The organism is Streptomyces sp. NRRL WC-3742 (genome assembly GCF_000720635.1).
In the GTDB taxonomy this organism is placed as follows: domain Bacteria; phylum Actinomycetota; class Actinomycetes; order Streptomycetales; family Streptomycetaceae; genus Kitasatospora.
Genome location: NZ_JOCF01000007.1, coordinates 78,244 through 90,558, shown reverse-complemented (window position 1 = coordinate 90,558; position 12,315 = coordinate 78,244). Strand labels below are relative to the sequence as shown.

Sequence of the window (12,315 nt, the reverse complement as noted above, 5' to 3'; positions counted from 1 at the left end):
ACGGAGGACCCGCTGCGACGTCGTGGGGTGGGCGGCCTCACCGAGCGCCCGGATTGCGTGGAGCGGCGGTCGAGCGCCGTACGACGATCTCGGTGGGGAGCACGATCGGTTCCACGCCGGTGCCGTCCACCAGGCTCAGCAACGCGTGGACGGCGCCGGTGCCCATCGCGTCGGCGTCCTGGCGCACGGTGGTCAGTGGCGGGGCGGTGAACTCGCACAGGTCGATGTCGTCGAACCCCGTGACCGAAACGTCCTCGGGCACCCGCAGGCCGTGCTCGTGCAGCGCGCGCAGGATACCGATGGCCATCATGTCGCTCTCCGCTATCACGGCGGTGAAATCCGCCTGCCGTTCCAGGAGTTCGAGCGTGGCGTGGTAGGCGCCCTCGATGGACCAGTCCGAGCGGCCGGTCAGAGTTGGGTCCTCCGGTATGCCGCGGGCGGCCAGGGCCTGGCGGATCCCGGTGATCCGGTCCTGGCCCGAGGGGTCGGTCTCGGTGCCGGTGATCCGGGCGATGCGGCGGTGGCCCAGATCCAGCAGGTGTTCAGTGATCCGCCGGGCGCCCTCGATGTTGTCGCTGGTCACGTAGGTCGCGTGCGAGCCGACGCCGATCGAGTCGATGAAGACGGTCGGCAGTTCGGACTCGATCAGGGCCTGGGTGCGGACGTCGCCGGGCGGGCAGGCGACCATGATCGCGCCCGCCACCCGGCGCGAGCGCAGCAGCCGTACGTAGCTGTCACTGGCCGTGCTGTTGGGGCGTGAGGGCAGCAGTAGGTCGAAGCCGGCCTTGGCGGCGGCGGTCTCGATGCTGCGCAGCACGTCGAGGTGGAAGTGGTACTGCGGGCGGGTCAGCTGGGACAGGGCCCACACGTCGTTGGCGAAGAAACCCAGGGCGATGGTCTTCGAGCGGGCGCCGGACAGGCTCTGCGCGGCCACGTCGGGCTCGTAGCCCAGCTGCGCCGCGGCCTCCTCGACACGGTGCCGGGTCGCCTCGCTGACCCGTACCGTGCCCGAGAGGACCCGCGACACCGTGGCCCGCGATACCCCGGCCAGCCGCGCGACTTCCTCGCTCGTTGCCATCTTCCACCTTCCGAATCGGATCGCCGACTGCCCCGCGAAGGCGGCGCCGGACACTGCGCGGTCAATCTGAATGAACGCGCGTACGTGACCTTGGGTTCAGTATCCGATTGCGGGGTGTGCAAGGTCAACTCGCCAGACAACCAGCATGTTTCGGACCGTTGACGCCCCCTGGTGATCCACGTAACATCGCCGACACTCAGTAATGAACGCGCGTTCATAGCTCAGGCGAAGCTATCGGACGCTCGCCCGCCGCCCCACTCAGGCCGCCCCCCGAAGGATCCCCATCATGTTCAGACGCTCGCACAGACCAGCATTCCTCGCCCTGGCGGCCGCCACCGCCCTCGGCCTGACCGCCGGCTGTGCGGCCGGCGGCGGCTCCGACTCGAGCGGCTCGTCCGCGGGCGGGGAGGCCACGCTGACCCTGCTCACCTTCGAGACCCCGAACCTGACCGCGAAGTCCTGGGACGACGCGATCGCCCGGGTCAACGCCCAGGTCCCCGGGGTCAAGATCAAGAAGCTGGTCTCGCCGACCACCGACCGGGCAACCTACGCCAAGCAACTGCTGGCCTCCGGCCAGCTGCCGGACATCATGATCGCCGTCTCGCCGACCGACTTCGTCAAGGCCGGCGCGCTGGCGCCGTTCTCCGCCGACCAGCTGAACCAGTTCATGTACCCGAACGCCGGCGCGATCGGCGGCAAGACCTACCAGCTGCCCTGGGCGACCCAGACCGTCCCGTTCGTCTACTACAACAAGGACGCGTTCACCAAGGCCGGCATCAGCAGCCCGCCGACCACCCGGTCGGACTTCCTGGCCGACTGCGCCAAGCTCAAGGACGCCGGGATCACCCCGATCGAGATCGGCGGCGGCGGCACCGACACCTGGGCCGACCAGTACCCGCTGGTCGCCGCAGTCAGCGCCGACCTGTACCCGCAGGACCCGACCTTCCTGACGGACCTGGCCTCCGGCAAGGCGTCCTTCACCGACCCGCGGTTCGTGGCCGCCGCCGACAAGGTCGCCAAGCTGGCCTCGGCCGGATACCTGGACAAGGCAGGGCTCAGCCGCAGCTACGCCAACACCGAGCAGGCGTTCCGCGACGGCAAGGCCGCGATGTACCCGATGGGCAGCTGGTTCCCGGCCTCCGCCGACACCAAGCCCCCGTCCTTCCAGACCGGGGTGTTCACCTGGCCCACCGAGAGCGGACAGCCCGTGGTGCCGGTCTTCACCGGCGGTGGGATGACGGTGAGCGCCAAGGCGCCCAATGTCGCCCTCGCTCAGAAGTGGGCGCTGGCGTTCAGCACCGGCAAGACCAACCTGGACGCCCAGGTGAAGGCCGACGGCCTGTTCATGGCGATCAAGGGCTACACCCCGCCCGCCGACGCCGGCGCCGCCTACAACGCCAGCTTCCAGCTGTTCCAGAAGGCATCAGCGGCCAACCAGACAGTCAACTCCTTCGCCGGCGAACAGGGCGACGGGTCCCTGCCGCCCGGGACCGTCTCCGACATGCAGAAGGCCGTCGTCGACCTGATCAACGGCGGCAAGAGTGCGGAGCAGTTCGCCCAAGCGCTCCAGGACTCCTACAAGAAGAACACCAACGGCGGCTGACGGCCGGTCAACACCAGAGAGCTGGTGCGGCGTACCCGGTCGGGGCGCCACACCACCCCGCCCGCCGATCAGGAGGAAGAACAGTGTCAACCGCACCCAGGACGGCGCCACGAGGAAGGCGGCTGCGCACCGGAACGTTCTGGCTCGGCTTCGCCGGCCCGGGCGTCCTCCTCTACCTCGCCTTCGTCACCGTGCCCACCGTCATGGCACTGTGGCAGAGCTTCACCAACAAGAACGTGTTCAACCCGCCGACCCGCTGGATCGGCCTCAAGAACTACCAGGACCTCCTCGCCGATCCGGCCTTCCAGCACGCGCTGGTCAACACGCTCATCCTCGCGGTCCTGACCATCGTCGTCCCCAATGTCCTCGGCCTTGCCGTGGCGATGCTGATCGACCGGTCCACCCGCCTGTACCGGGCGCTGCGCAGCGTGTTCTTCGTGCCGGTGATCCTCAGCGGGGTCGTGGTCAGCGTCATCTGGCAGTCGATCCTGGCCCAGGGCGGCATCCTGGACACCGTGCTGGGGCAGCTAGGGGTGCACAACCCGCCCGGCTGGCTCACCGACCGCAGCCTTGCCCTGTACAGCGTGGGGACGGTCGCCATCTGGCAGAGCCTCGGCTTCTGCGTCGTGGTCTACCTGGCCGGCCTGCAGACCGTGCCGCACGAGCTCAACGAGGCCGCCGCCATCGACGGCGCAACCCCCTGGCAGCGCTTCCGCGCCGTCACGTGGCCGCTACTGGCCCCGGCCGTGACCATCAACACCGTCATGCTGCTGATCAACGCCTTCAAGACCTACGACCAGGTCCAGGTGATCACCAACGGCGGCCCGGGGACGGACGCCACCACCACGCTGGCCTACAACGTCGTCACCATCGGCTTCAACGAGAACCGCGTCGGCTACGCCTCGACCTACGCCGTGGTCATGCTCGTCCTGACCGCCGTGGTGTCCACCGTGACCCTGCGATTCCTGCAACGGCGGGAGCAGAACCTGTGAACCTCCGCACCGCACCACCGAAGGCTCCCGTCACCACCGGCCCCGTGCCGAGCAGCACCCCACCCACGCCCGCCCGGCGCAAGCAGCGCCGCTGGAACGACGACCGGCTCCCGTGGCTGCGCCCGGTCCTCTCCCTCCTGTGCGCGACGGTCTACGCCACACCGCTGTACCTCGTCGTCGCCAACGTCCTCAAGCCCAGCGCCGACATCACCGCCACGCCCTGGACCCCGCCGACACACCCGACCTTCGAGAACCTGCGAAAGGTGCTCAGCGGCCCGGACCACCTGTTCTGGAGCGGCCTGCTCAACAGCCTCCAGATCACCGTCATCTCGATGGTCGCCGTCACCGTCACCTCCGCCATGCTCGGCTACGCCATCGCCCGCTCCCGGCACATCGCCGCCCGCGCACTGCTGGTCTTCCTGCTGGCCGGCCTCATGGTCCCCGGTGTCGTCATCCTCAACCCGCTGGTCCAGATCCTGCGCGACCTCGGCCTGATGAACACCCTGCCCGGACTCGTCCTGGTCAGCATGGGCTACTACGTTCCCTTCGGCGTCTTCCTGTTCGCCGGCTTCGTACGCACCGTCCCGGTCGAACTGGAGGAAGCCGCCGCGATCGACGGCGCCGGCCGCTTCCGCATCTTCTGGTCCGTGGTCTTCCCGCTGCTGCGCCCCGCCACCGCCAGTGTGTTGATCTTCCTGGGCGTCTACCTGTGGAGCGACTTCCTCACCCCCCTGATCATCCTCGGCCCGGAGAACGGCACGACCGTCACCGTCGGCGTCTACCGCGCGGTCGGCATGCACTCCGCCGACTACGGACAGCTCTTCGCCTTCATGTCGCTCGCCTCACTTCCGATCCTCGTCCTCTTCCTCGCCTTCCAACGCCACTTCGTGAAGGGGCTGACCGGAGGCGCCACCAAGGGTTAGGCCCTCACCGCTCCACCTTTCTCCCCCACCCCCAGTGAAAGGTACGCAACACATGAGTCCATCCCCCACCAGAGCGCGGGTCACCGCGCTCGCCACGGCCACCGCCCTGGTGGTCGCCGCGCTCACCGGAGTGAGCGCCCAGGTCGCCGCGGCGGCCGTCGGCCCGGACGGGTCCGGCGGCGTCCTGGTCGACGCCGGCTACCTGCGCCTGGGCATGAACGCCGGCGGCCAGGTCACCTCCCTCGTCGACCGGCGTTCCGGAAGGAACTACGTCGCGACCGGGCAGGGCACCGCGCCGCTGGTCAGCCTCATGGTCGGTGGTCAGCAGGTGATGCCCTCGGCGGTGACGCTGGGCCAGGACAACACGCTGGTGTTCACCAACTCCGGTGCCGGCGTCGAGATCGACGTGGCGCTCCAGGAGAAGGCGACCTACACGACCCTCGAGGTCACCAACATCGTCGCACCGCCGGACGCGGACGTGCAGACCCTGCTGTGGGGCCCGCTGGCTACGAACATCACCCAGACCCTCGGCGAGAGCGTCGGCATCGTACGCGACAGCGCCTTCGCTGTCGGGATGAAGCCGCTCACCGACCGTACCGAGGGCGGCTGGCCGCGCGAGGAGGTGAACACCGCCATCGGCTGGCAGAACCAGGTCGCGGCCAACCCCTCCCAGGTGCAGGTCTCCCCGCTGGAGGAGTGGAGCGTCGGGGCCCGTACCCCGTGGGGGACCCTGCTGCGCGCCTTCACCTTCGACTACACCACGAAGCGCGACCGCCAGACCGGCGTGGACGGCGGCACGCTCTACCCGGTCCCGGTCGGTCCGCTGGCCAACGGACAGGGCAGCGTCGTCGGCTCGAAGATCGCCCTGTTCGGCACCACCCCGGACCTGGCGCCCACCGTCCTGTCGAACGTCGCCGTCGACCAGAACCTGCCCTACCCGACGATCAACGGCCAGTGGCAGAAAGCGGCCCAGGCGACCTCCAAGTCCATCCTGGTCCTGTCCGACCTCTACACCGGCAACGTCGCCCAGGCCGCAGAATTCACGAAAGCCGGCGGCATGGACATGGTCTACGCGCTGGGCAGCACCGACGGGCCGTGGCAGAGCGACGGCCACTACCAGTTCGACTGGAGATTCGGCGGCAGCGACAGCGCCGCGACCACCATGGTGAACGAGGCGAAGGCCAACGGCATCCAGGTGGGCGCCCACACGCTGTCGGACTTCGTCAGTCAGCACGATGCGTGGGGGACCCCGGTGGCCAGCCCGGACCTGGCCTACGGGCAGAGCGCCACCGCGACCCGGAGCATCGCCGTGGCCGACAACACGATCTACCTGTCCAGCTGCGCCCCGGTAGCCGCGGGCGTCCAGAACAGCTACCTGAAGATCGACGACGAGGTCGTCCAGTACGCCGGCTACAGCCAGGTCGGCGACGAATGCCGGATCACCGGCGTCAACCGTGCCTGGTTCTGGTCGAAGGCGACGGCCCACACGGCCGGCGCGACGGCCAACCGGGTGCTGGGCAACAGCTACGGAGGGGCGCTGGGCGGACTGAACATCATCGACAACATCGCCACCCGCTTCGCCTCCATCTGGAACACCACCGGCATCACCGGCATGTCGTTCGACGGCCTGGAGTCGGCCTCCCAGTCCGGCTGGGGCTCCTACGGCATCTCCAGGCTCGTCAACGACACCTTCCGCCGGCAGAACGCCAAGGACGGTTTCATCTCCGAGACCAGCCGGATGACCTCGAACACCTGGGACGGCCTCTCCCGGGCCAGCTGGGGCGAGGTCGGCTCCACCAGCATGAACCAGCTCTACCTGCACAACGTGTACTACCAGGACAACTACCTGCCCGGTGTGATGGGCTGGATCAACCCGCTGACCAGCTTCCAGACCCTGGAGGACACCCTCGCCCGCGGCGCGAGCTTCAACGGCGGCGCCGGCTTCCGGACCTCGGTGTCCGCTCTGGCCTCCAACCCCGACACCCCGACCGTCCTCTCGGCCATCAAGCAGTGGGAGAGCGCGCGCAACCTCGGCGCGTTCACTCCCGCCCAGAAGGCGCAGATGCGGGACCAGTCGACGCACTGGCACCTGTCGGTGGTGACCGAGGGCACGTCGTGGTCGCTGCAGCAACTGGACGGCTCGGGCACCCCGGTCGGCGCCGCGCAGTCGGTGGTCGCGCCGACGCCGGCGTTCACCACCGCCTCGCTGCCGTCGATGACAGCGGGCAGCCTGTACGAGGCGAAGGTGGCCACCAACACCCCGCAGACCATCCGGTACAGCGTCACCTCCGGTGCGCTTCCCGCGGGCCTGTCCCTGAACCAGGACACCGGCGGGATCACCGGCACCCCCACCTCCGGCGCGGCGGCCACCTTCACCGTCACCGGCAAGGGCGGCGCGGGGACCGCCGACGCCGTACGCACCTACACCATCAACTCCGCCACCAGCCCGGTCACCGGCCCGATCACCTCCGGCCTGTCGGCAGCCAAGTGCGTCGACGCCAACGCGGGCTCCAGCATCAACGGCACCGCGATCGACCTCTACGACTGCAACGGCACCGCCGCCCAGAACTGGACCGTGGCCGGCGACGGCAGCCTGCGCGCCCTCGGCAAGTGCATGGACGTCACCGCCGGTGCGACCGGCAACGGCGCCAAGGTCGAACTCTACGAGTGCAACGGCACGGGCGCCCAGGTCTGGCAGCCCCAGCCGGGCGGCGCCCTGCTCAACCCCCAGTCCGGCCGCTGCCTGGACGTCCCCGGCGCCAACACCGCCAACGGACTCCAACTGCAGATCTACGACTGCAACAACACCCCCGCCCAGAAGTGGACCCTGCCGGCCTGACCGGCTGAACCCGGACAGCCGAACCGCACCTCCGCCGTGGTCGCCGACCAGGACCGTCCCTCGTCCGGGTCGGCGACCACCTGCCTTCGAGCGCCATCGCCGACAGGCAGGACCCACGATGACAAGGACAGAAGATGACGCCGATCGTTGTACCGCCCACCGAGGGCGCCGCCGGCCCTGTGGCCATCGGAGTGCGCGCATGACGATCGCCGGCCTGCCCCGACCCGACTCCGACCTCGCCGTGCTCCGCGCGGCCGGTACCGCCCTGATCCTGGACCTGGCCGGCCCAGCCGTACCCCGGGTCCTGCACTGGGGCGCCGACCCCGGACCGATCGACGACCGCGAGGACCTGGCGCTCGCCACGTCGCCTCCATCGCCGGTGGCCTCGGTCGACGTCCCGGTGCTGTGCCGCCTGATCCCGACCCAGGCCGACGGCTGGGTCGGTCGGCCCGCAATAGCCGGACACCGGGCCGGCAGCTCCCCTCACCTGCGCCTGGTCCCGGCCGGGCAGTCCTTCATCGAGACCGATCCGGGGGGCGGTGGCACCGTCCAGGTCGCGGCGGACGACACCGAGGCGGGGATCACCGTCCGCACGGAGCTGCGCATGGAGCGCTCGGGCCTGGTGCGGATGCGCCACGAGGTGGTCAACGACGGGCCCGGGATCTTCTGGCTGGAGTCGGTGGCCTGCCTGCTGCCGACCGGCGACCAGGCGGGCGAGCTGCTCGACTTCACCGGCCGGTGGTCCGGTGAGCGCACCCCTCAGCGGCGTCCGCTCCAGCACGGCCTGGCGCTGCGGGAGTCGCGCCGAGGCCGCACCGGACACGACGCGACCGGGTTGCTGATCGCCGGAACCCCCGGCTTCGGGTTCCGCCATGGCGAGGTCTGGGCCGTCCACGCCGGCTGGAGCGGCAACCACCTCCACTACGCCGAGCGGCTGCCGGACCACGGGCCCGTGCTCGGCGCCGGTGAACTGCTCATGGCCGGCGAAGTACGGCTCGCCGAGGGCGAGTCGTACCGCAGCCCATGGGTCCACTTCGCATCGTCGTCCCGCGGGCTGGACGGGCTCTCGGAGCAGCTGCACCGCTTCCTGCGCGGCCGCCCGAACCACCCCCGCACGCCCCGGCCCGTCGTGCTGAACACCTGGGAGGCCGTCTACTTCGACCACCGCCCGGACAAGCTCACCGAACTGGCCGACCTCGCCGCCCGCGTCGGGGTCGAGCGATTCGTCCTGGACGACGGCTGGTTCACCGGCCGCCGCGACTCCACCGCGGGCCTCGGCGACTGGACGGTGGACAAGAAGGTGTGGCCGGACGGTCTGCACCCGCTGGTCGACCATGTGCGCGCGCTGGGCATGCAGGCCGGACTCTGGGTCGAACCCGAGATGGTCAACCCGGACTCCGGCCTCGCCCGCGCCCATCCTCAGTGGCTGCTGACCGCGCCGGGCCGCGCGGCAGCCCCGCACCGGCACCAGCAGGTGCTAGACCTAGCCCACCCCGACGCCTACGCCCACCTCCTTGCCCGGCTCGACGCACTGGTCACCGAGTACCGGCTCGACTTCCTCAAGTGGGACCACAACCGGGACCTGCTGGAGGCCGTCCATGACGGCGCAGCCGGCGTGCACGCCCAGACCCTGGCCGTCTACCGGCTGCTGGACGAGCTCCGCTCCCGCCACCCCGGGCTGGAGATCGAGTCCTGCTCCTCCGGCGGCGCCCGGATCGACTACGGCATCCTCGAACGCACCGACCGGGTCTGGACCTCCGACACCATCGACCCGCTGGAACGCCAGGCCATCCAGCGCTGGACCGGCCTGCTCCTGCCGCCCGAACTTCTCGGCTGCCACGTCGGCGCCGCCACCGCCCACACCACAGGGCGCACCACGGGCCTCGCGTTCCGCCTGGCCACCGCTCTGTTCGGGCACGCCGGCATCGAATGGGACCTCACCACCTGCACCGAGGACGAACTCGACCGGCTGGCCGCCTGGATCAGGCTGCACAAGCGGCTGCGCCCCCTCCTGCACACCGGAACCACCGTCCACACCGACCACCCGGACCCGTCCGCCTGGCTCCACGGCGTCGTCTCCCAGGACCGCCGCCACGCCGTCTTCACCCTCGCCCAACTGACCCGCACCACCGAGTCCGTCCCGCCCCGGCTCCGCTTCCCCGGCCTCGCCCCCGACCTGGCCTACACCGTCACGCTCTGCCCAGAGATCGGCCTCCCCGACGCCTTCCCCCCGCGGCCCGTCCCCTGGCTCACCCGTGGGAGCGCCCACCTGCGCGGATCGGCACTGGCCACCGTCGGCCTGGCCGCACCGCTGCTCGACCCAGCGCAGGCCATCGTCATGGAGCTGCGGGCGGACTGACACCCATGCGCCCGTCCACCCGATCGCGCAGCCACTGAACGTCGTGCGGAATTCGGATGAGCGGATCCTTGAACACCGCTCCGTAGCTTCGCCGCGATCATCGTTCGGCCCGCACTGCGCGAAGTGCGGGCGGGGGCCGGGTGCCCTCGGTGTTCGGTGCGTCGAGGGCACCGGCCCGACATGAACTCAGTCCTCCGGTTCTGCCAGCTGCTCCACCAGCAGGTACGCATTGGCGAGATCTAGGCCGGTGGCCTTCCGTAGACGCCTGGTGGCCTCGTCGCGGTCTCCGGTTTCCAGTACGCGGCACAGTTCGGCGTGCAGGGCGACGTCGTCCTGGGCGAGCCGGGCGGCGGCCTCGGCGGGCGTGGTGGGCAGGCTGCCTTCTCGGACCAGTGCGGCCAGGGCGGTCGGACCATGGGCCAGTGACAGGAAGGTACCGTCGCGCAGCGCGCGAACGGCCTTTGTGTCGTCCCCCGCAGCATGCAGGGCCAGGGCCAATCCCTGGGCCCGGGCGGGAATCGGCGTCAGGGTGGCGGCACTCGCCGCGGCGTCGGCCATGATCAGCAGTTGTTCCGGATCGCGGCGATGCCCATCACCTCGGCGGCGAGCGAGCCAAGGACGGCACCCAGGTGCTCGATCTTCTCCGCCCCCGTGGCAACCCGGATCAGCAGGTAGGCGGCTTGCTTGACCGAGCCGACCTTCTTGATGAACGCCTTCAGCTTGAGGACCTTCACGGCCGGCACTGCGGCTGAGGCAAGGGCGCCCGCGATGGCAGTGACACACATTGCCGCGTGCCACCAGCCGAAGGGCTGGACGGCCTGCGGTACGGCCTGTGCGTCACCCGCGGGCTCCGGGTAGCACTGCTGGAGGTATGCCCGGACGGCCTGGTCGCCGGCCTCGGCGATGTCGTCGGGCATCTCCTCGAGGACCTTCATCGCCTCCTCGACTCGCTGCAGGTCTGCCGAGGTGACTCCTTCGGGCAGGACCATCTCGTCGGCCGCGACACGATATCGGGCGGCAGCGGCCGCCTGGGCGGTACCGACCCCGGAGACGCCGACTGCGGAAGCGCAGATCATGGCAATGGCACTGGACTTGAGAATCCTGGAGCGCATGGAAGAGGTCCTCATTTCTGTCGATGTCCACCCGAGTTTCGAACGGCGCCCCTGCCGCCGACGGGGTTTGCCTTGGCCTGCCCCGTGCACCCGGCATCAGGCGGTCAGAAGGTATGTCGTTGCCAAGACGTCAACCAACCTCATTTGATTGACACTTGAGCATTACTTACCGGTAGGCGCAACACCATCCAGTCGGCGGGGCGGGACCCCCGTCGCCCGACGGGCCGGGCGGTCATGGTCGTACGGCGAGGGATCGACGTCTCGGTGGGAGGGCGCGTGGTAGCGCGCGGACACTCAACGGAGGGGCGGAATCGGGGTCGCGCTTCGTTCGCCGCCGGAGCGGGGTCAACTACTGGGTTCAACTGTTAGTGAGGCATCTGCATCCGGCCCTGACCGGAGTTTCGTGCAGGATCGTTTCCCTGCGCATGACCTGCGCTCGATCGACGATGCGCCGTTCTCCGGACTCGAGGCCGATCGGCGCAGCCCGGCCAATGCGCGGTCGAGGGGTTGGCCGAGTCGACCGCTCGTCCTGCCGCCGCCGCGAACGCACTCAGGTGCAGCAGGGCGAGGCTGGCGACCAGGCTGTCCCGGGGCAGGGCCGTCGCGGCGAGCGTGCGGTCGGCGAGCGCGTCTGCGGTGCACGAAGGGCGGTGGAGAAACTCGGTCGGCGCGGTGTCGAGCAGTCGACGACGGGCCAGGTGGCCGCTGTCGGAGCCCGATTCGACGGCTTGATTCAGCAGTGTGACCCCTCCTCCGGGCGGTATTAGGGCCAGTGGTGGCTGCAACACCCCCAGTTCAGGGGATGCGACGGTCCACCGGATCCGGGAGGACCGGGCCCTCAGGGCGCGTCAACGGGGTCCGGCGAAGCCTGGATGCCAGCCTGGAACGCCTGGGCGACCACTGCCGCAGTCCTCCTTCGCGGCTTCCGTCCGGTCGACGCCTCCTTGATCACGCCGTGGATCACTTCACCGGCCGATCTGCTGCCCTGGGTGAGGCCCGCCTGGCTCGTGTCCGAGATGCACTGGCGAGGGCGGAGCGGTCGGCCGCCGCCCGCTGACGGTCCAAGCCCTCGCCGGTGGACCGCGCTGGCTGCCCTTTCTCCCATTCATCCGATCACTGCCTCTTCGATGCAAACGGGGCAATTCCGACAAGTTTTCACTCCTGGCAGGTCAGAGCGAGAGTTTCGCTGGTCCAACGTCGTCAGTCGGCCGGCGAGTTGGACTCTTGACATCGGATGTATATTGTCCCCAAGCCAGTTGGCCCCACCCTCAGGCCCCACCCGCTGGCGTCCTCAACGGCCCCACCGTACGAAGCTGCCGTCGGCACGGCGCTCCTCGATGCCCTGTCAGCTCGCAGGCGCAGGCTTTGCCGTGGGCCGAACGCGGCACCACACCCGCGACAGCACGTCA

8 protein-coding genes are annotated in these 12,315 nt (G+C 69.8%); 5 read left to right on the top strand and 3 right to left on the bottom strand.

Annotation, left to right across the window (positions count from 1 at the left end; genetic code table 11):
- Window positions 1-37: 37 nt before the first annotated feature.
- Entirely contained in the window at window positions 38-1,078 is a 1,041-nt protein-coding gene (locus tag IH61_RS0106415; protein ID WP_031066247.1) for a LacI family DNA-binding transcriptional regulator, read from the bottom strand.
- A gap of 286 nt (window positions 1,079-1,364) precedes the next feature.
- Between IH61_RS0106415 and IH61_RS0106410 the strand changes: the two genes are divergently transcribed.
- The 5 genes from IH61_RS0106410 (at window position 1,365) to IH61_RS0106390 (ending at window position 9,794) form a co-directional block, all read left to right on the top strand.
- Window positions 1,365-2,681 (top strand): ABC transporter substrate-binding protein, encoded by a 1,317-nt coding sequence (locus IH61_RS0106410; protein WP_037971768.1) that lies wholly within the window; start codon window positions 1,365-1,367, stop codon window positions 2,679-2,681.
- 83 nt (window positions 2,682-2,764) lie between these two features.
- A complete protein-coding gene (locus tag IH61_RS0106405; RefSeq protein WP_234327055.1) occupies window positions 2,765-3,673 on the top strand; it encodes a carbohydrate ABC transporter permease in 909 nt (302 codons plus the stop codon).
- Window positions 3,670-4,596: a carbohydrate ABC transporter permease gene (locus IH61_RS0106400; protein WP_324607582.1), complete on the top strand. Its 927-nt coding sequence runs from the start codon at window positions 3,670-3,672 to the stop codon at window positions 4,594-4,596. Before IH61_RS0106405 ends, IH61_RS0106400 begins: the two co-directional genes overlap by 4 nt.
- A 52-nt stretch (window positions 4,597-4,648) precedes the next feature.
- Window positions 4,649-7,435, top strand: coding sequence for an Ig domain-containing protein (locus tag IH61_RS48245; RefSeq protein WP_051836386.1), 2,787 nt, complete (start codon window positions 4,649-4,651; stop codon window positions 7,433-7,435).
- A gap of 199 nt (window positions 7,436-7,634) precedes the next feature.
- Window positions 7,635-9,794 (top strand): alpha-galactosidase, encoded by a 2,160-nt coding sequence (locus tag IH61_RS0106390; RefSeq protein ID WP_051836384.1) that lies wholly within the window; start codon window positions 7,635-7,637, stop codon window positions 9,792-9,794.
- Window positions 9,795-9,980: 186 nt separating this feature from the next.
- Here the strand turns inward: IH61_RS0106390 and IH61_RS0106385 are convergent, their stop codons facing one another.
- Complete coding sequence (locus IH61_RS0106385) at window positions 9,981-10,352, bottom strand: hypothetical protein (RefSeq protein ID WP_031066233.1); 372 nt, start codon at window positions 10,350-10,352, stop codon at window positions 9,981-9,983.
- Between the two features lie 2 nt (window positions 10,353-10,354).
- Window positions 10,355-10,906, bottom strand: a complete 552-nt coding sequence (locus IH61_RS0106380; RefSeq protein WP_031066230.1) for a hypothetical protein — start codon at window positions 10,904-10,906, stop codon at window positions 10,355-10,357.
- Window positions 10,907-12,315 lie beyond the last annotated feature (1,409 nt).

Bases quoted from the DNA above. Each gene is read 5' to 3' on its own strand.
- IH61_RS0106385 (WP_031066233.1), bottom strand. From the start codon at position 10,352: ATGGCCGACGCCGCGGCGAGTGCCGCCACCCTGACGCCGATTCCCGCC.
- IH61_RS48245 (WP_051836386.1), top strand. From the start codon at position 4,649: ATGAGTCCATCCCCCACCAGAGCGCGGGTCACCGCGCTCGCCACGGCC.
- IH61_RS0106390 (WP_051836384.1), top strand. From the start codon at position 7,635: ATGACGATCGCCGGCCTGCCCCGACCCGACTCCGACCTCGCCGTGCTC.
- IH61_RS0106415 (WP_031066247.1), bottom strand. From the start codon at position 1,078: ATGGCAACGAGCGAGGAAGTCGCGCGGCTGGCCGGGGTATCGCGGGCC.
- IH61_RS0106380 (WP_031066230.1), bottom strand. From the start codon at position 10,906: ATGCGCTCCAGGATTCTCAAGTCCAGTGCCATTGCCATGATCTGCGCT.
- IH61_RS0106410 (WP_037971768.1), top strand. From the start codon at position 1,365: ATGTTCAGACGCTCGCACAGACCAGCATTCCTCGCCCTGGCGGCCGCC.